The organism is Paratissierella segnis (assembly GCF_014385195.1).
Lineage (GTDB): Bacteria > Bacillota > Clostridia > Tissierellales > Tissierellaceae > Paratissierella > Paratissierella segnis.
In genome coordinates, this window is sequence record NZ_JACRTG010000005.1 from 41,473 (window position 1) to 61,500 (window position 20,028).

At 35.6% G+C, this 20,028-nt stretch carries 17 protein-coding genes; all 17 read left to right on the forward strand.

Annotated elements, in window-relative coordinates:
• Positions 1–57: 57 nt before the first annotated feature.
• The 17 genes from H8707_RS01960 to H8707_RS02040 all read left to right on the forward strand — a co-directional run bounded on the left by H8707_RS01960 (position 58) and on the right by H8707_RS02040 (position 19,980).
• Positions 58–1,470 carry a sigma-54 interaction domain-containing protein gene (locus tag H8707_RS01960; RefSeq protein ID WP_262428472.1) on the forward strand — a complete coding sequence of 471 codons (1,413 nt, stop codon included), beginning with the start codon at positions 58–60 and terminating at the stop codon, positions 1,468–1,470.
• A 148-nt stretch (positions 1,471–1,618) separates the two neighbouring features.
• Positions 1,619–2,668 carry a 2,4-diaminopentanoate dehydrogenase gene (ord, locus tag H8707_RS01965; protein ID WP_262428473.1) on the forward strand — a complete coding sequence of 350 codons (1,050 nt, stop codon included), beginning with the start codon at positions 1,619–1,621 and terminating at the stop codon, positions 2,666–2,668.
• 93 nt (positions 2,669–2,761) lie between these two features.
• Positions 2,762–3,076, forward strand: a complete 315-nt coding sequence (gene ortA / locus H8707_RS01970) for a 2-amino-4-oxopentanoate thiolase subunit OrtA (protein ID WP_262428474.1) — start codon at positions 2,762–2,764, stop codon at positions 3,074–3,076.
• Positions 3,069–4,493, forward strand: a complete 1,425-nt coding sequence (gene ortB / locus H8707_RS01975) for a 2-amino-4-oxopentanoate thiolase subunit OrtB (RefSeq protein WP_262428475.1) — start codon at positions 3,069–3,071, stop codon at positions 4,491–4,493. The genes ortA and ortB overlap by 8 nt, the downstream gene beginning before the upstream one ends.
• A gap of 9 nt (positions 4,494–4,502) precedes the next feature.
• Positions 4,503–4,868: an ornithine aminomutase subunit alpha gene (locus H8707_RS01980; protein ID WP_262428476.1), complete on the forward strand. Its 366-nt coding sequence runs from the start codon at positions 4,503–4,505 to the stop codon at positions 4,866–4,868.
• On the forward strand, positions 4,868–7,078 hold the full coding sequence (oraE, locus tag H8707_RS01985; RefSeq protein WP_262428477.1) for a D-ornithine 4,5-aminomutase subunit OraE: 2,211 nt from the start codon (positions 4,868–4,870) through the stop codon (positions 7,076–7,078). The genes H8707_RS01980 and oraE overlap by 1 nt, the downstream gene beginning before the upstream one ends.
• Positions 7,068–8,444, forward strand: coding sequence for a GlmL-related ornithine degradation protein (locus H8707_RS01990; RefSeq protein ID WP_262428478.1), 1,377 nt, complete (start codon positions 7,068–7,070; stop codon positions 8,442–8,444). The genes oraE and H8707_RS01990 overlap by 11 nt, the downstream gene beginning before the upstream one ends.
• A complete protein-coding gene (orr, locus tag H8707_RS01995) occupies positions 8,441–9,502 on the forward strand; it encodes an ornithine racemase Orr (protein ID WP_262428479.1) in 1,062 nt (353 codons plus the stop codon). Before H8707_RS01990 ends, orr begins: the two co-directional genes overlap by 4 nt.
• 39 nt (positions 9,503–9,541) lie before the next feature.
• The gene (locus H8707_RS02000) at positions 9,542–10,657 is read left to right on the forward strand and encodes a M20 metallopeptidase family protein (protein WP_262428480.1); all 1,116 of its coding nucleotides are present in this window, start codon (positions 9,542–9,544) and stop codon (positions 10,655–10,657) included.
• A 65-nt stretch (positions 10,658–10,722) separates the two neighbouring features.
• Positions 10,723–10,893, forward strand: a complete 171-nt coding sequence (locus H8707_RS02005) for a hypothetical protein (protein ID WP_262428481.1) — start codon at positions 10,723–10,725, stop codon at positions 10,891–10,893.
• Between the two features lie 135 nt (positions 10,894–11,028).
• Complete coding sequence (locus H8707_RS02010; RefSeq protein WP_262428482.1) at positions 11,029–11,424, forward strand: M20/M25/M40 family metallo-hydrolase; 396 nt, start codon at positions 11,029–11,031, stop codon at positions 11,422–11,424.
• Positions 11,425–11,430: 6 nt separating this feature from the next.
• Entirely contained in the window at positions 11,431–12,363 is a 933-nt protein-coding gene (locus H8707_RS02015) for a zinc-binding metallopeptidase family protein (RefSeq protein WP_262428483.1), read from the forward strand.
• 159 nt (positions 12,364–12,522) lie between these two features.
• A complete protein-coding gene (locus H8707_RS02020) occupies positions 12,523–14,175 on the forward strand; it encodes a M20/M25/M40 family metallo-hydrolase (RefSeq protein WP_262428484.1) in 1,653 nt (550 codons plus the stop codon).
• 105 nt (positions 14,176–14,280) lie between these two features.
• Complete coding sequence (gene alr, locus H8707_RS02025; RefSeq protein WP_262428485.1) at positions 14,281–15,447, forward strand: alanine racemase; 1,167 nt, start codon at positions 14,281–14,283, stop codon at positions 15,445–15,447.
• A gap of 102 nt (positions 15,448–15,549) precedes the next feature.
• Complete coding sequence (locus H8707_RS02030; RefSeq protein WP_262428486.1) at positions 15,550–16,911, forward strand: APC family permease; 1,362 nt, start codon at positions 15,550–15,552, stop codon at positions 16,909–16,911.
• A gap of 127 nt (positions 16,912–17,038) precedes the next feature.
• On the forward strand, positions 17,039–18,463 hold the full coding sequence (locus H8707_RS02035) for an amidohydrolase family protein (RefSeq protein WP_262428487.1): 1,425 nt from the start codon (positions 17,039–17,041) through the stop codon (positions 18,461–18,463).
• Positions 18,464–18,555: 92 nt separating this feature from the next.
• Positions 18,556–19,980 (forward strand): amidohydrolase family protein, encoded by a 1,425-nt coding sequence (locus H8707_RS02040; RefSeq protein ID WP_262428488.1) that lies wholly within the window; start codon positions 18,556–18,558, stop codon positions 19,978–19,980.
• Positions 19,981–20,028 lie beyond the last annotated feature (48 nt).

The window sequence follows — 20,028 nt, forward strand, 5'->3', positions numbered from 1 at the left end:
ATAATTGAGAAATAAAAATTAAAATATGGAGAAATTAAATTAATGTGGAGTGATATTATGCAAGAGGTTAATATTGATTCAATATTGATGCAAAATATTTTGCACTACGGGTATTCTGGAGTTCATGCGATAGATGCGAATGGAAGAACTATTGTCTATAATAAGAAGATGGGAGAATTGGAAGGATTAAAAATAGATCAGGTAATGGATAGAGATATTTTTGATATATTCCCGAGTTTAAATGAAAGAACATCCACCCTTGTTAAGGTTGCCAATTCAGGTGAACCAATAATAAATAATATACAAACATATCTGAATTATAAGGGTAAAAGCATAACGACAATGAGTTCCACTCTCCCTTTAAAACATAATGAAAAAATAATTGGAGCTGTTGAATTGGCCCAAAACATAACTACAATAATGGATCTTTCTGAAAGATTAATTAAAATTCAGAAGGAATCAGGCATTAAAGGTGATACAAATACCAAAAATAAAATTAGGAGATATCATTTTGATGACATTATAGGTGATAGCGACGGGTTTAAATCGGCTAAAAGAATAGCTGAGAGGGCAGGTGATTCTTCTTCCAGTGTGCTTATTTATGGTGAAACCGGTACTGGTAAGGAATTATTTGCTCAAAGCATACATTATAGCGGGATTAGAGGAAATAAGCCTTTTATTGCACAGAGTTGCGCTGCAATACCGGAATCCTTGCTTGAGAGTTTATTATTTGGGACTGCAAAAGGAGGGTTTACCGGCGCAGTAGAACGTGAAGGATTGTTTGAACAGGCCAATGGAGGGACATTATTATTTGATGAACTTAACTCTATGTCTTTATCCTTACAGGCTAAATTACTTAGGGTATTGCAGGAGGGATATATAAGAAGAGTAGGTGGTACAAAAGATATTCCTATAGATGTAAGAATAATAGCAACGACAAATGAAGACCCTAATGATTGCATTAGACAGGGCACTATGAGAAAAGATTTGTACTATAGATTAAGCGTTATAAATGTATTTATTCCACCTCTAAGGGAAAGAATAAATGATATAGAAATGTTATGTAATTATTTTATAAAAAAATATAATAAAGTTTTGAATAAAAATATTGAAAGTATTTCAGGGGATGTAATCAATAAATTTAAAGAATATGCATGGCCGGGGAATGTAAGAGAGCTGGAGAATTTTATAGAAAGCGCAATGAATTTTGCTTCTTTTGATGATGTTATATTAACTGAGGATTATTTTGTGTCATCGAAATTTATTTCCACCGATAGATTATATCCTTTAAATCTAGACTATCAATTGGATGAGAAATCACTTCCGGAAATATTAGATAATATTGAAAATGAATTGATTAAGAATACGCTTGAAAAATATAATTATAATATTACAAAAACATCAAAGCATCTTGGGATTAAAAGGCAAACCTTGCAGCATAAGTTGAAGAAGAGCAATCGATTGCAATAATATTTGCACCAATATGCAAATATTATTGCAATTTTTTATGTATCGCGGGTATCATTTTGTCCCATAATGGGTATTTATAAAGTTATAAATATTTGGCATGCTATTTGCAATAATATAAATTATAACAAAAATTTGGAGGTGTTTGTATATGAGAAAGGACAATGTTAAGATTATCATCTGGGGTTTAGGATCAATGGGTAAAGGAATGGCAGAACTACTATTAACTAAGAAAGGCGTTGATATAGTAGGAGCTGTAGCAAGAGGAGAAAAGATAGGAAAGAGTATGTATGAGCACTTAGGAATGGAAAAAGGAAATAGAAAAGATGTAATAATGGGCTCTTATGAAGACATAATAACAGAAAAGGCTGCTGATGTAGTTCTAATCTGCACTGATTCATTTACAAAAGACGTATTTGACAAATGTAAATTTGTAATGGAAAAGAAAATTAACGTAATAACTACTGCAGAAGAAATGGCATATCCACAAGCTCAAGAACCTGAATTGTCTAAGAAGCTGGATAAGATAGCTAAAGAAAACGGTGTTACAGTACTTGGAACCGGTATTAATCCGGGATTGATAATGGATTTACTTGTAATTACATTGACTGGAGCATGCTATGATGTAGAACATATAGAGGCAAAGAGAGTTAATAACCTATCCCCATTTGGACCTGCAGTAATGCATGAACAAGGTGTTGGTTTAACTGTAAAAGATTTTAATGAAAAGAATGAGTCGGGGAAATTAGCAGGGCATGTAGGCTTTGCCGAATCCGTTAATATGATAACCGATGCTTTAGGGTGGAAATTGTCTGATAAAGTTAAATTATCAAAATCACCTATAGTATCTAATGTATACAGAAAAGCTCCTAACGCTGAAGTCCAAGCGGGAGATGTTGCCGGAGTTAATATGTTAGGATATGGTTATGTTGATGGAGAATTGAAGATTGAAATGATTCATCCACAACAAGTTGAACCTCAATTGGAAGGCGTTGAAACAGGAGATTATATCAAAATTAAAGGGAATCCAGATATAAGTATGGCAATTAATCCGGAAGTTCCCGGTGGAATTGGTACAATAGCAATGTGTGTAAATATGATTCCGCAAGTTATTAATTCAAGGCCCGGATTAAAAACTATGATCGATCTACCTGTGCCAAGAGCAATTATGGGAGATATGAGGGATCTTATAGAAGACTAGTAATATCTTATAAAGTAAATAGAGTTTTTTAGTTATATTAGAATGAAATGTGCTATTGTGAACTGTGAATTTAAATAGAAAGGATGTTTGACAATGGATGCAAAACGTGGAGATTGGGTTCGTATTCATAAAATAGTGCTTAATGCCGGAGAAAGAGCCCCCGGAATACCAGAGGATACTCAAAAAGTACCTCTTGAAATGTGGGATAAAGGATTTTTATTAAATGAAGATGCTAACTTCGGAGATGAAGTTGAAGTTGAAACATATATTGGACGTAAAGTAACAGGAACATTAATTGAAAAAAATCCTTACTGGAAACATAATTTTGGGAAAGCAGTACCGGAAATCCTTTATATAGGACGACAAGCAAAGGAAATATTAAGCAGAGAGGGTGGACTAAATGACTAAGGATAGGAGCTATGAAGCCGTAACGGCAAGAAAAGGCGAGATCATGAAGAAGGCTGTAGGAATTGATTTTGATCAATTCGAATTAGGTGGTTTAGCCTTCGATTATGAAAAAATGATGAGGGAGACCGGTTATTCTATCCAAGAGATTGAAGAGATTCAAAAAGAAGTAGGCGTTGGAGATACACCTCTTTACGAATTAAGGAATTTAACCGCATTAGCTAGAAAGTGCGCTCCAAAAGGTAAAGGAGCAAGAATATTTGTAAAAGATGAAGCAGCAAATCCATCCGGAAGTTTTAAAGCAAGACGTGCAGCAACATCAATTTATCATGCAAAGAAATTGGGTTATAAAGGAGCCATTGCAGCAACTTCCGGAAACTATGGAGCAGCTGTAGCTTCTCAATGTTCTATGAAAGGCTTAAAATCTATTATAGTTCAAGAGTGCTATGATTCAAGAGGTGTAGGGCAACCGGAAATAATTGAAAAAGCAAGAGCCTGCGAAGCATACGGTGCGGAAGTTGTGCAACTTACTGTAGGACCTGAGCTTTTCTATTCATTCTTATTATTGCTTGAAGATACAGGATATTTCAATGCTTCATTATATACTCCGTTTGCTATAGCGGGAGTAGAGACCCTTGGCTATGAATTGGCATTGGAGTTTAGGGAAAGAGAAGGAAAAGATCCTGATGTTGTTGTTGTAACTAATGCAGGCGGCGGAAATCTTACAGGCACAGCAAGAGGTTTATTAAAAGCTGGTGCAACAGATACCCGAGTAATAGGTGCAAGTGTTGATTTATCAGGACTTCATATGGCCAGTGATACTCAATTCAACAGAAAATCATTTACAACGGGTCATACAGGATTCGGAGTTCCATATGCTACATGGCCGGATAGATCCGATGTTCCTAGATCAGCAGCAAGACCATTAAGATATTTAGATAGATATGTTACTATGAATCAAGGTACTGTATTTTATATGACTGAATTATTAGCTCAGGTAGAAGGACTAGAGAGAGGTCCTGCTGGAAATACTGCATTATCAGCTGCCTTTAAACTTGCTCAAGAAATGGATGAAGACCAAATTATCGTAGTTCAAGAAACGGAATATACCGGAGCTGGTAAGCACATACTTCCGCAGTTAACTTTTGCAAGGGAAAATGGCATTGAGATTTTAGTAGGTGATCCTACTGAAGAAGTTCCGGGCAAAAACATTATTTTGCCTAAAGATCCTAGTTATGTACAAATCAAAGATTTAGATGTTGATAAGTTAAAATTATCATTAATTAAACATAGTGTCAAAAACACAGGTACAACTAAGGTAAATAAAAATGATATAGAATTTTTAATAGCTGAAACTAAATCCAATGAAGAATTTGTTAGAAAAGCACTTACGGATTTAAAGGTTTCAATTGATGCATAGGAGGAAAATATGAGTAGAGAAGACGATTTTGATATTAGAAGGCAGCATCTTAAGAATCTATCTGAAGAAGAGTTGGAAAGTAGATTCTGGGAACTGGCTGGTAAAATAGTTGATCCGATTATTGAGTTAGCCGAGAAGCATACAACACCTTCTATAGAAAGAAGTGTCTTGTTAAGAATGGGTTTCTCAAGTCCTGAATCAACGGCGATAGTTGAAAATGCAATTGATAGAGGACTGATAGGCAAGGGTGCAGGACATATAGTATATAAATTGGCAAAGGCTAAAAATATTGATTATAGGGATGCAGGATTATCATTAGTTGACGGCGATAGTTGGGATGAAGTGGTCAGCTTGTTTAAGGGAGGCGCCAATTAATGGAACTGAAGAGAAATGAAAAACTGGATATTGAAGAGATATTAAATGATCTTGAACATTATAGACCCAGAAGAAGAGGCTGGCACTGGAGAGACGGAGCAAACGAGAAACGACAGATGGGTAAATTTGAATTCTATGAAACATCAGACCCTTTAAAGCAAAGTCAACCATTGCCTGCTGCAAAATACTTTTCCAATATAGATCCTCAGCCATCACCGGTTATTACTACGGAGATAGCATCAGGTAGATTTGAGGATGATATAAGAAGAATGAGAATGGCCGCTTGGCATGGTGCAGATCACTTGATGGTTATCAGAACTGCCGGACAATCCCATTTTGACGGATTAATCGAAGGAACTCCTCAAGGAGTTGGCGGTATCCCCATAACGAGAAAACAAGTTAGAGCCCAAAGAAAGGCAATTGATGCTATAGAAGATGAAGTCGGCAGACCGATAAACTATCATAGTTACGTATCAGGCGTTGCCGGACCGGAAATTGCAGTAATGTTTGCTGAAGAAGGGGTTAACGGAGCTCATCAAGATCCGCAATATAATGTTCTTTACAGAAATATTAACATGGTGAGGTCATTTGTAGATGCAGCTGAAGCTAAGAGTGTAATGGCTTGGGCAGACATGGCCCAAATCGACGGCGCTCATAATGCCAATGCAACTGCAAGAGAAGCATGGAAAGTAATGCCGGAACTAATGGTACAGCATGCTATTAATTCCATATTTTCCGTTAAAGTCGGCATGAAAAAAGAAAATATTTGCCTTTCAACGGTGCCGCCGACAGCACCGCCTGCGCCATGTATGAGAATAGATTTACCATATGCGGTAGCATTAAGAGAATTGTTTAGAGAATATAGAATGCGCGCACAACAAAATACAAAATATATGGAGTCTTCCACAAGAGAAGCAACGGTAACACATGTATTGAATCTGCTAATTTCGGAATTGACCAGTGCTGATATTCAATCAACCATTACACCTGATGAGGGAAGAAATGTCCCATGGCATATTTACAATATTGAAGCTGTAGATACTGCTAAACAGGCTTTTACAGGCATGGATGGGCTTAAGGAAATGGTTGAAATTAAAAGAGATGGTGAATTAGGAACAAAGGTACGTGAACTAAAAGAAAGAGCAGTTCTGTTCATGGAAGAAATATTAGAAGTAGGCGGATATTTTAAGGCTGTAGAAGAAGGATTTTTTGTTGACTCCGGACAGTATCCTGAAAGGAACGGAGACGGCATCATCAGAAAGAGTGATGCCGGCGTAGGTGTAGGCACGGTATATGAAAGAGACGAAGATTATATGGCGCCGGTTACAGCGCACTTTGGCTACAACAACGTTCAACAATATGATCCGAGTTTGGTTGATGACCCTGCAAAATTAATAGGCGGGGGAACCTTTGAGGATCCTTCAAAGATTATTTATATTGATGAATTGGATGATACAGATAATGTAAATGTAAGGCTTAAAGAAGTTGAAGAATTAAGAAAGTCTTCTAAGATAAAACCTGAAATGGAATGGATGGGTGATGGTATTGTCCACACTACTATGTTCCTGCCAACTGATGAGAGAACTGCAGAATTTGCAGCTATTGAAATAGGAAAGAAATTAGGACTTGTGGATGTGGAAGTAATCCACAAAGAAATAATGCAAGAAGCGGAAGGTACAAGAGTAGAGATCAAAGGCAGAGTGGACTTTACAATTGATTTGGATAAATTAGTTATACCTCCAAAACCTGAGATAATGACTGAAGATGAAATCAGGAATGATATCAAGGCTCATCCAATGAAGATAGTTGCAGCTACTGTAGGGGAAGATGAGCACTCAGTTGGATTAAGAGAGATTATAGATATCAAGCATGGCGGAATTGAAAAATATGGTATAGAATGTCATATGCTTGGGACATCCGTTCCTGTAGAAAAATTGGTAGATGCCGCTATAGAATTGAAAGCTGATGCAATATTAGCTTCAGCCATTATATCTCATGATGATATCAACTATAAGAATATGCAGAAATTAAATGAAATAGCTATAGAAAAAGGAATCAGAGACAAGGTAATTGTAATAGCAGGCGGTACTCAAGTTTCTAATGAATTGGCTGTTAAAACCGGAGTAGATGCCGGGTTCGGTAGGGGAACCAAGGGAGAACAGGTAGCCACATTCTTAGTAAAGAAGAGACGTGAAATGCATGCTAGTTAATTTACTTGTAGCTGAAATCGGATCAACAACTACGGTAATGAATGCTTTTGGCAGTTTTGACTCATGCCCTAAATTTTTAGGGCAGGGTCAAGCCCCTACCACAGTTAATGAAGAAGATGTAAATATAGGACTTAGAAATGCGATAGAAGACTTAAAACGGAATTTAAATTCAGATGATATAGAATATGATGAGCTCATAGCAACGTCTTCTGCAGCCGGCGGTTTGAAGATGACGGTGCATGGTCTTGTATATGATATGACAGTAAGGGCTGCAAAAGAAGCGGCGTTAGGTGCCGGAGCCAATATAAAGATGATTACTTCCGGTAAGCTTAGGAAATCAGACATTAGAAAAATTATTGATATAAAGCCAAATATAATCTTGATTGCCGGCGGGGTAGATTACGGAGAGAGAGAGACTGCACTTCATAACAGTGAAATGATTGCTGAAGCAGGAATAAATGCTCCTGTAATTTATGCAGGAAATATCGAAAACAGAGAAGATGTGAAGGATATTTTTGAGGATAAAGGAATTGAGCTATATATAGTAGATAACGTTTATCCCAGAATAGATGAATTGAATATTGAACCCACCAGAGCAGTAATACAAAATGTTTTCGAAAAACATATCATTCATGCTCCGGGAATGGAAAAAATCAGAGAAATGGTTACCGGAAATATAATGCCTACTCCGGGAGCGGTTATGGAAGCAAGCAAGCTTTTGTATGAAGATATCGGAGATTTAGTTACAATAGATGTAGGTGGCGCTACAACGGATATACATTCTGTTACTGATGAAAGCGAAGAAATATCTAGGATATTATTAAGTCCGGAGCCAAAAGCAAAAAGGACAGTTGAAGGCGATTTGGGTGTATATGTGAATATGCATAATATAGTTGATTTAATAGGTAAAGAAGAATTGGAAAAAGAACTAAAAATTAGCGCTGAAAAGCTTGATAATCTTATTAACAATCATAAGCCAATTCCTGAATCCGATGAAGAGAAAGAATTTGTTGAAGCTCTTACACTTCATGCTACATTAACAGCTATAAAAAGACACTGCGGACATATTAGACAAATATATGGACCTGGGGGCAAAAAGACAATTGCAGAGGGTAAAGATTTGACGAGGACTCAATATATAATCGGTACCGGAGGAGCTCTGACCAGATTGCCTAAAAGAGTAGAAATTTTAAAACAAATAGCTAAAAACGCTAATGATACAGAATTATTGCCAAATACAGAAGCTACAATTTTAATTGATAACGATTATATAATGGCTTCATTAGGGGTAATGTCTAAGAAGTATCCTGAAATGGCTCTTAGACTATTGAAGAATAGTTTAGGATTTAAGGAGGAGTCAAAATGACTTATCCAAGACTTATAATTGATACAAAAAAAATTAAACACAATACTGAAACCCTTGTAAACTTAGCTGCAAAAAATGGAATTGAAGTGGCAGGTGTAACCAAGGTATTTTGTGCTAATAAAGATATAACAAAGGCAATTATTGATGGCGGAGTAAAATATTTGGCGGATTCAAGAATAGAAAATATTATAAAGCTAAAAGAATTTGACCTTCCTAAAATACTATTAAGATTACCTATGCTTTCGCAGGCAGATGAGGTTGTTGAATATGCGGATATATCCTTAAATTCGGAAGTTAAGGTTTTGGAAGCGATTTCAAAATCGGCTATTAAACAAGGGAAAATTCATGGCGTGATTCTAATGGTGGATTTAGGTGATTTAAGAGAGGGTATATATTGTGGTGAAGAGATTTTTTCAACAATTGATAAAATAAAAGATCTAAAAGGAATTGAATTATTGGGCATAGGCACTAATTTAACATGTTATGGAGGGGTCATACCTGATGAAAATAACATAGGAAGACTTGTAAATATCGGAAAGGAAATAGAAAGAAGATATGGTATAAAGCTTCAGATTATTTCCGGAGGAAATTCCAGTTCAGTTTATCTACTGGGCAGCAAAGCGTTAAATGGGGTCAATAATTTGAGACTCGGGGAGTCCTTAGTCTGCGGGACTGAAACAGCCTATGGAAAAAGAATAGATAATACTTATAATGATGCATTTATCCTTGAAGCGGAGATTATTGAGGCTAAGACAAAACCTTCAGTACCAACAGGTAAAATTGGAATGGATGCCTTTGGGAATACTCCCTCTTATGTAGATAGGGGAATTCGTGAAAGAGCAATTTGCGCTGTAGGAAAACAAGATCTGGATGATACAAGCATTATTCCGTTAGACGAAAAAATAATTATATTGGGAGCAAGTTCCGATCATTTAATTGTCGATGTGACAGATAGTGAAACAAATTATCAAACCGGAGATATAATAAAGTTTAAACTTAAATACGGCAGCATATTAAAGACTATGACAAGTGCTTACGTTGATAAAAAGATAATCTAATAGAATCTGATTTTTATCACAATTATAAGGAGGGTATATATGGATAAAAAAAATTATGATCTTGCAGTTGAATTACGTCATGAATTACATGCACATCCTGAACTTTCAAACCAAGAAGTATGGACAAAACAACATTTAATTGATTTCTTAAAGGAGCATACAAAGCTTGAAATAGTGGATAGAGGCCGCTGGTTTTATGCTGTATACAGAGCTAAAAATGCAAAGGAGAATATAGCTTTCAGAGCTGACTTCGACGCTCTTCCAATAGATGAGAATCTTGACATTCCATACAATTCAAAGATAAAGGGAGTATCACATAAATGCGGACATGACGGACATGCGGCTGCTCTTGCGGGGTTAGCATTGGAAGTAGACCAGAAAGGAGCAGATAAAAATGTTTTTTTCCTGTTCCAGCATGCTGAGGAAATAGGAGCCGGAGCTAAGGAAGCTGCAGTATTTATCAAAGAAAATAACATAGATGAAATATTTGCATTTCACAATATGAACGTTGGACCTTTTAAATCTGTAAATGTTAAGGATGGAACAGTTAATTGCGCTTCGAAAGGTATGGTTATCCATATGGAAGGGGCGCCTTCACATGCCAGCGAACCGGAACGCGGAAAAAATCCTTCTTTTGCAATAGCTAAAATAATCGATTCCATTCCTGACTTGATAAATGATAAGAAAAATAAAGGATTGGTATTATGTACCGTTGTTCAAGTCGATATAGGTGAAAGAGCATTTGGAGTAAGTGCAGGCAGAGGGGATCTTTTATTAACCATTCGAGCTTTGTATGAGAATGAACTGATGGCATTACAAAAAAACCTAGAAGATATTGCTAAGGATCAAGCTGGAAAATATGGATTAAAAGTTAGCTTCGAATATTATGACGAGTTTCCTGAAACAGCTAATTATAAGGAAAGCTCTGATAAGATAAGAAAAGTTGCAAAAGAGAAGGACTTTGAATTGATTGAACTGAAGGAAGCATTTCGTGGCTCCGATGATTTTGGGCACTTTTTAAAAGAGACTAAGGGTGCTTATTGTTATTTAGGAAATGGCGAAGATTATTCGGATGTTCATACTTTTGAATATGATTTTCGTAATGAGTTAATAGAAGTTGCAGTGGATCTTTTTGTGGGTATAATTGAGTTATAATAAAATTTTGTTAACATTGTATTGATTAAATAAAGGAGAATATGATGGTTAAAGATAAAGAGTATATGAAGAATCTTATTGAAGAAAATCTTCTGGCTTTTGTAGGCACCAGAAGCGATACGAATTCTAAAGAAGAACACAATGTTGAAAAATTTTTTGAAAATTATTTTTTAAAGCTAGACTATTTTAAGAAACATCCTGAGTATTGTGGTTTGTTTGATATTCCTGGAGATTAGCTGGATAGAAAAATTCCTTGGTGTCTACTAAAAGGCAAGGGTGATGACACTATTGTATTTATTCATCATCATGACGTTGTAGAAACAAAGGATTATGGTATATTAGAATATTTAAGCTTAAAGCCATATGAATTGATGGAAGCTTTCAAGCAAAATAAAATGGAATTGCCAAAGCAGGCTTATGATGATTTAATGAGTGATAAATGGCTATTTGGACGGGGCTGCAGTGATATGAAGGGCGGGGGCTCAATTCAACTGTCACTTATTGAAGAGTACAGTAAGGAAGAAGATTTTAACGGAAATATTGTCCTGATTTCAGTACCTGATGAAGAAAACCTATCAGCTGGAATGAGGGGAGCAACTTATTTATTAAAGGATTTAAAAGAGAAATATAATCTAAATTATATATTGATGCTTAATTCAGAACCACATGAAAGAGGAAATGATTTAAAGCCTACAATTTATGACGGTTCCATAGGCAAAATTATGCCGGTAGTATATGTACGAGGTAAGCTTGCACATGTTGGTTAGATATATTTGGGCTTAAACCCTATAAATTTACTATCTGAGATCATAAGAAGAACTGAACTTAATCCAAATTTTATAGAAAAAGTCGGGACAACAACAAATCCGCCACCAACTTGGTTATATCATAAGGATAGAAAACAAGTTTATGATGTATCACTGCCTATTGCTTCTACAGGGTATATGAGCATATTGCCTCTTAAGAGATCACCTATGTCAATAATGGATGAATTAAAAGAGATTTGCAATAGTGCATTTATCCAAGTGATAGATGATATGAATGAAAGCTACAAAACTTATAATAAAATAGCAGGAACTGAATATGATAAACTTCCATGGGAAGCAAGTGTAAAATTCTATTCAGAATTATATGAAGAAGCTTTAAGAGATTCAGGCAATGAATTTGAAATTGCATATTCCAATCTGATGGCTGATATTAAAGATAAGTTTAATTCTAACAAAATATCTACTATAGATGCTTCTAATGCAATTATTGAAAAAACTTTAGAATTTGTAAGGGATAAAAACCCATGTGTTATTTTGGCAATAGCACCGCCATATTATCCAAGTACAAATAATAGCTTATTAGGTGAAAAGTCAGAAAAAATTAATGAAACCATTAAAAAGCTAAAATTATATGCTAAAGAAAACTTTAATGAAGAATATACAGTACAAAATTATTTTACAGGGATATCAGATTTAAGTTATGCAATGTTTGTTTCCGACCAAGAAGATATTGATTATATATCTAACAATATGTTAATGTGGAACGATATTTATTATATTCCATTAGAAATAATCAAAGAGTTATCAATGCCGGTTATCAATGTTGGACCATTTGGCAGAGACTTGCACAAATATACTGAAAGGGTTTGGAAAGAGGATTTGTTTTATAAAACCCCTCAATTAATTGACTTAGTTGTACGAAATATGTTAAATAATTAAATTATCTTTGCTATATAAAAATGAGTCTACAAAAGTAGAATAATAATTCTTATTAACTTATAAATAGTAACCTTTTATTTTGGGTATATTAGATATTAAAAATAATCAGATATTTGTATTAAGGATTATTAAATAAAATAAATAGTAGGAGGAATAAGGTTGAAAAACATAAGTTCAGAAAGAATTGAACAACTTGCAGTAGAATTAACGAATCAGGTTAGCGTAGTAGATACGAAAGGGGAACTTGATGTAAGCCAAAAGGTATATGATATATTATCCGAAATGGATTATTACAAAGATCACCCTGAAGATTTAAGATTCGTCGATGCCGAGGATGATAAACTTGGAAGAAAAAGTGTTGTTGCGCTATTAAGAGGGAAGAAAGGAAGCAGCAAAAAAACCGTTATCTTAATAGGACATACCGATACCGTAGGAATTTCCGATTACGGCAGCCTTAAAGAGTATGCAGGCAAGCCTTATGAGCTTACAGAAAAGTTTAAGGAAATAGCTCATACATTGCCAGATGAGGCAAGAAGGGATTTAGAGTCCGGGAAGTATCTCTTTGGACGTGGATTATTTGATATGAAAGCCGGAGACGCTGTAATAATGGCAATCATGGAAGAGATATCAAAAGATATAGAGAATTTTGAAGGCAATTTAATTTATGCTGCTGTTTGCGATGAAGAAAGCAATTCTAAAGGAATGCTGTCCGTAATACCTGAGCTGGTGAAACTTCAAGAAAAGGAAGGGCTGGAATATCTTGCGCTTCTGGATACGGATTATATGACATCTGAATTTGAAGGCGATGAAAACAAATATGTTTATGTAGGAACTGTAGGAAAATTGATGCCTTCCTTTTATGTAGTAGGAAAAGAAACACATGTTGGTGAAGCGTTTAAAGGAATAGATTCAAACCAAATAGCTTCAGCAATAACAAGTAGAATAAACTTGAATACGGATTTCTGTGACATAGTCGAAGGAGAAGTTACGCTTCCTCCGATTACTTTAAAGCAAAGGGATTTGAAAACTGAATATTCTGTGCAGACATCAAAGACTTCAACATTATTTTTCAACTATGCAACCCACAGCAGTACACCGGATGAAGTGTTGGAAAAGATGAAAGATGCTGCAATGGAAGCTTTCCAGTCTACAATTGATAGTTTAAATGAGCAGTATGAAAGATTCTGTAAATTGACAGATAGGGAATACAAGAGATTTGATTGGAAAGCAAGGGTTATGTCCTATGATGATTTATACAAAAAAGTAAAAGAAGAAATAGGAAATGAGTTGGATGAAAAGATTGCAAAACTTACTGAAGAAATGCTTAAGGACGATTCCATTGATAATAGAGATTTTTCACTTAAGCTTGTTGAATTAGTTCATAATCTTTGGTCTGACAGGGAGCCTGTAGTTATAGTCTACTTTGCTCCGCCATATTATCCTCACATTTATGTGGAAGGGAAACAACCTAAGGAAAAAGCATTACTGGAAGCAGTTGAAGATGCTGTTAATACGACTGAATCGGAATATAAACTTGTATATAAGAAATTTTTCCCTTATATATCTGATTTAAGCTACGGAGCAGCACCTAAAGACCCTGAAATTATAGCTGCATTAAAGAATAACATGCCTGGGTTCGGCACCAAATATAATCTACCGTTAGAAGACATGCAAAAATTGGATTTACCTGTACTTGATATAGGAACATTTGGAAAAGATGCACATAAATTCACAGAAAGACTTGAGAAAAGATATTCTTTCGAAGTGACTCCTGTGCTTGTGTATAAAACTATTATGAACCTCTTAAAATAAAATAATAAATAACCAAATTGTATTTGCTTAATAGTAATTTAATAAACTTTAGTTCATTCCACAATATAATAATGAGCGGTAACTTTAGTATATAGAGGTGGTATTTTGAAAGAATTGACAAGACCTGCTTGGTTAGAGATCAATTTAAACGACCTTGCTTGTAACTATAACCAGATTAGAAAAGCGTTGAATAAAGGGACCGACTTAATGGCAATAATAAAAGCAGATGCATATGAAAATGGAGCTATACAGATTGCAAATGAACTTATGAAACAAGGCGTGGATAAATTTGGAGTAGCTACTTTATCTGAAGCACTTCATATAAGGAAATCTATTGAAGGGGCAAAGATTTTAATAATGGGGTATACTCCGGATTATCTGATGAAAAAAGCTATCGAGGAAGATATTGATATTACTGTTTATATGGTTGAACAAGCAAAATTAGCTTCTGAGCTGGCTAAAAAACTCAATAAAGATGCTTTGATTCATATAAAAATCGAAACCGGAATGAACAGACTGGGATTTATGCCTACAGAGGAAAGTATAATGGCAATCCAGAAAATATATAGTATGAATAATATAAAAATAGAGGGGATATTTACTCATTTTGCTGCATCTGACAACGATCCTTCCTACACATTTAATCAAGCAAAAAAATTCGATTATATAGTTGATGGATTAAAAAAACTTGGGCTAAGGATACCCTTAAGACATGTAAGCAACAGTGCCGCCATAATGAGATACAGAGAACTAGACTACGATATGGTAAGAGCGGGGATAATATTGTATGGGGTTTATACTTCTCCCGATGAAGATAGAGATACGGTTCATCTAACGAATATTCTATCTTTAAAAGCTCAAATTTCCAATGTAAAAGAAATAGAAAAAGGGGAGAAAATAAGCTATGGCTTAACATATGAAACCTTAAGAAAATCTAAAATAGCCACGGTACCTATTGGATATGCAGATGGATACAGTAGATCGCTCAGCAATAAGGGCAGTGTTATAGTAAAAAATACTATAGTACCTGTAGTCGGACGTATATGCATGGACCAATTGATGATAGATGTTACAGAATTGGATGTAAAAGTGGGCGATGAAGTGGTACTCATGGGGAAAAGCGGGGATAAAGAAATCACGATAGAAGAAATAGCTATGAAAATAGGAGGCATCCCCGCTGAAGTATTCTGCATGATGAATAAAAGACTTCCAAGAGTTTATATAAAAGATGGAAAAGTAGAAGAGGTAGTTGACTATCTGTTAGAAATATAGCAGAAGGTTTTCTAAATATTATTGCTTTCAATTATTTCCTTAACTCATTAGGGGATAAATGAAATAAATGCATCAAATAAATTTATTAAGGAGGGTATAATTATGTCAGAACAGAAGAAAAACGACATCAAACAGGAAGAAGGACATTTGAAAAGGAATCTTACATTATTTGAGGCGACAATCCACTCAATAGCATTTGTAATTGGTACCGGCATATTTCTAAAGCCTGCCACCATACTGATGAATACCGGTTCAACCGGGATGTCACTTATATTGTGGATAGCCGGTGGCTTGATTTCCTTGTGTAGTGCATTGACGATGGCAGAAATAGCTGCATATATTCCAAAACTAGGTGGAATGTATACTTATCTTAACGAACTGTATGGAGAAAAGGTCGGTTTTATGTATGGTTGGATTAATATGCTTATAGGTTCTCCGACCGGAGCTTCAGCAAGTGCGATAGCTTTTGCTACATTTGCTTCTTATTTCGTTCCGCTTTCAAATACAGGGCTTAAAGTTTTAGCAATATTTATGGTATTATTTTTTGCCGGTATTCAGATGTTATCTACGAAAGCAACCATGAAGCTTCAGGTTGTAGCTACTGTAGGGAAATTAGTTCCTATATTTGCTATTGTTTTGTTTGGATTGTTTAAAGGTGAAATACCAGGTGCAGTTAACTTTTCATTGGTAGGAGGAACTGCAGCAGGAGGATTTGGTGTGGCATTGTTGGGAGTTTTATGGGCATATGATGGTTGGCAGACTACATGTACATTAGGTAGTGAGATGGTAGAGCCCGAAAAGAATCTGCCTAAATCAATTATCATTTCATTGACATTTGTAACAGCTGTATATGCAATATTTAACGTTGTAATATTTAAGACTGTTCCTACTGATCAAATAATAGCGGGAACAGGTAGTGTAGGCGTACAGGCGGCACAGACTCTGTTTGGTAATTTTGGAGCAACATTAGTTTCAATAGGTATGCTGATATCAAGTGCAGGAACTCTTAACGGACAAATACTCAACGGAGCTAGAGTAACATTGGCAGTTGCACAGAAGAAACAAACAATAGGTGCAAAATTTTTAGGTCATGTTAACCCTAAATATGATACTCCTATTAATTCATTAATTTTTATGATAGCTATGTGTATGATTTATATATTATCCGGTACATTTGATTCAATTACTAATTTAACTATATTTACAGGATGGGTATTCTTCGTATTTACAGTATTGGGAGTATTTATACTGAGAAAGAAATATGAAAGAAATGATAAATTGTATCATGTACCATTGTACCCAATAATACCTATAATAGGAGCTATCGGTGGAGGTTATCTTTTGGTATCGACATTCCTTGAAGATACTATAACTGCAATTATATCAGTTGTTGTTGCAGCTATTGGATTCCCGATGTACTTCTATTGTAAAAAGAAATATGGTAATGAAGACGGCAATAAATAAGATTTAAGGATTATAGAAACTGAATTAAAGGGTCTTCCTAAATAAGAAGACCCTTTAAGCTTATATGCTACATTAGTTATGTGAAAAAGATTTGTCATAAAATTAAAAAATGAAAGGAGCAATGATTGTGAAAAAAGTAGACATGATTGTACATGCGCCACATTTCTATACTATGGAAGGAGAAGGCGTAGGTTATAAAACCGGGGTATCAATGGTAATTGATTCCGGTAAGATAATCGATATATTGGAAGACAGTGTTGCAGACAGTAAATATGTTGCAGAAGAGAATTTAAATATGGATCATCATGCGATTTTCCCGGGATTCATAGATGGGCATATGCATACCGGTGATAATATATTGAGAGGTTTAGCACAGGATACCAAAAATTGGATGATGTATGGGGTTCAACCGTTTGATAATGTAACCACCGAAGAAGAAGAAAGTGTAGGGAGCAGAGTTGCCATCATTGAAGCTATAAAAGCAGGAACTACTACTTTGGGAGACTTCAACGGTAAGATGGAGTTGATATGCGATTTTATAGATAAGGTAGGAGCTAGAGGCAATCTTGCACAAACAGTAAGATCCGCAAAATTTAAAGTTTACAATCCCGGAGAACTTTATGAATTCGATGACGAGATGGGAGAAGAAAGCCTTAATAGGAATCTGGCTCTTTATGATAAATGGCATAATAAAGGGGACGGAAGGATCAGAATTCTTTTCGGACCTCAAGGAGCAGATTTTGTAAGCGCTGATTTGCTATTGAAAATCCAGAAGATAGTAAAGGAAAGAAAAACAAAAATTCATATGCATGTACAACAAGGAGACAGAGAAACATATCAAATCGTGAAGAGATATGGAAAGCGTCCTGTAGACTATCTTGATGATCTTGGGGTTTTGGATGAAGACCTTATTGCTGTTCATTTGACTGACTGTACCGACGAAGAAGCAAAAATGGTAGCAAAGAAGCATGCATCCATGATTGTTAATCCGGGATCAATTGGTATAATAGACGGAATAGTTTGTCCTTCTGTTGCATTCCAAGAAGCAGGTGGAAATTGTGCTCTTGGTTCTGATCAAGCTCCGGGCAATAACTGTCATAACATAATCAATGAAATGAAGAATGTAGCGTTGTTTAATAAAATTAAGTATGCAGATCCTGAAGTTATGCCGGCATGGAAGGCATTGCGCATGGCTACAATTGAAGGAGCAAGAGCTGTTAATTTAGGAGATACCGTAGGTTCATTAGAAGTAGGGAAACAGGCAGATTTCATTGCTATAGACCTTAGTCAACCATCTATGCTACCTGTATATACTTATCCTATGAGAAATATCGTTCCTAATCTTGTATACAGTGCAAGAGGACATGAAGTTTGTCTATCTGTTGTAAACGGTAAGGTTATAATGAAAGATGGGAAATTAACTACTATAGACGAAGAATCTTATATAGAAGATATTCAAAAGTATCCGGAAGGAATTGGAGAAAGAGCTGCAAAAGAATTCTTTGAAATCAATGGAACAAACGCTAGATTCATGGCAGAAAATAAGCTATAAGATATCATATAGACCTTTATATTTGGAATTTAGCCATTTCAAAAGATTGATAAGGTTGTGATTCTAAGCTGAAGCAATTGGAGGGTTTAATGATGGAAAAAGTCGACATAATCATAAAGACGAAGCATATGTATACGTTGGAAGGCGAAGGAGTCGGATATTTATCCGATTACGGAGTTGCCATTGACAGAGGGAAAATAAAGGCAGTATTGCCTGTAAGTGAATTAAAAAAGAATTATGAAGCTGAAAAGTTCATAGATGCTTCCGACAAGGTACTGTTGCCCGGGTTTATAGACGGACATATGCATACAGGTCATGGAGTATTGCGGGGAGTTGCTCAGGATATAAGCAATTGGATGATGGAGGGAATGGCGCCTTTTGAGGCACAGAGGAGTATCGAAGCCAAGGATAGCGGAAGCAGATTAGCCATTGCTGAAGCTGTATTAAACGGAACCACAACCATTGGAGATGATGGATCTGATATTGCCGGTTCCTGCGACTTTATTCAAAAAATTGGAGTAAGAGGAAACGTAAGCGTTCGTATTCGTGATGCGTTGATGAAGACTTATAAGGCAGGGGAACTATATATATTTGATGACAATTACGGAGAGAAAACACTGAACGAATGTCTTGATATTTTTTCTAAATACCATGATATTGATTCCGGAAGAATTAAAATCAGATTTGGACCTCAGGGACCGGACTTTGTCAGTTTAAAAATGCTTAAAAAAGTCAAAAAGCTATCAAAAGAAAGAAATACCAAAATTCATATGCATTTGCAGCAAGGGTCAAGAGAAACAAAGCAAATGACAGGAAGATACGGAGTGAGAAGCATACCGTGGCTGGATGAAATAGGATATTTCGATGAAGATTTTATCGGGATCCATTTGACCGATGCTCTTGAAGAAGAAGTAAAAATTGTGGCAGGCAGAAAAGCATCTATGATTCTTTGCTCTTCTTCCATAGGAATTATCGACGGAATAGTACCGCCGGCTAAAATATTCCAAGATGCAGGAGGAATTGTAGGCTTAGGAAGCGATCAGGCTCTGGGAAATAATTGCCATAATATAATCAATGAAATGAAATTGACAGCTATATTAAATAAAGTCAAATATGAAGATCCAGAGGTCATGCCTGCGTGGAAAGTCTTGCGAATGGCGACTATTGAAAATGCCAAGGCACTGGGTATTGATAAAATAACCGGCTCAATTAAAGAAGGAAAGTATGCGGATTTGATTTTGGTTGATTTGAACCAGGCATCTCTTGCTCCTCTTTATACAAAACCTATGCGCAATTTTATACCTAACTTGGTTTATAGTGCAAGGGGTAATGAAGTGGATACTGTTATAGTGGCAGGAAAAATTATAGTTGAAAATAAAGCACCAAAGACTTTTGATATGAATGAAATACTTCAAGAGGTACAAGGTCATGCAGACGTAATTGGCGAAAGGGCGACAGCACAATTTAATGAAATCAATGGTAAAAATGCCGTTTATATGAGAGAAAACAAGCTTTAAAAATATGGTGCAATTTTTATATACTCGAATTAGACTACTCCATAAATA

Coding starts and splice junctions, on each gene's coding strand:
- H8707_RS01960 (WP_262428472.1), top strand. CDS start 58: ATGCAAGAGGTTAATATTGATTCAATATTGATGCAAAATATTTTGCAC.
- oraE (WP_262428477.1), top strand. CDS start 4,868: ATGGAACTGAAGAGAAATGAAAAACTGGATATTGAAGAGATATTAAAT.
- H8707_RS01990 (WP_262428478.1), top strand. CDS start 7,068: ATGCTAGTTAATTTACTTGTAGCTGAAATCGGATCAACAACTACGGTA.
- H8707_RS02030 (WP_262428486.1), top strand. CDS start 15,550: ATGTCAGAACAGAAGAAAAACGACATCAAACAGGAAGAAGGACATTTG.
- ortB (WP_262428475.1), top strand. CDS start 3,069: ATGACTAAGGATAGGAGCTATGAAGCCGTAACGGCAAGAAAAGGCGAG.
- ord (WP_262428473.1), top strand. CDS start 1,619: ATGAGAAAGGACAATGTTAAGATTATCATCTGGGGTTTAGGATCAATG.
- H8707_RS02005 (WP_262428481.1), top strand. CDS start 10,723: ATGAAGAATCTTATTGAAGAAAATCTTCTGGCTTTTGTAGGCACCAGA.
- H8707_RS02000 (WP_262428480.1), top strand. CDS start 9,542: ATGGATAAAAAAAATTATGATCTTGCAGTTGAATTACGTCATGAATTA.
- H8707_RS01980 (WP_262428476.1), top strand. CDS start 4,503: ATGAGTAGAGAAGACGATTTTGATATTAGAAGGCAGCATCTTAAGAAT.
- ortA (WP_262428474.1), top strand. CDS start 2,762: ATGGATGCAAAACGTGGAGATTGGGTTCGTATTCATAAAATAGTGCTT.
- orr (WP_262428479.1), top strand. CDS start 8,441: ATGACTTATCCAAGACTTATAATTGATACAAAAAAAATTAAACACAAT.
- H8707_RS02010 (WP_262428482.1), top strand. CDS start 11,029: ATGGAAGCTTTCAAGCAAAATAAAATGGAATTGCCAAAGCAGGCTTAT.
- H8707_RS02040 (WP_262428488.1), top strand. CDS start 18,556: ATGGAAAAAGTCGACATAATCATAAAGACGAAGCATATGTATACGTTG.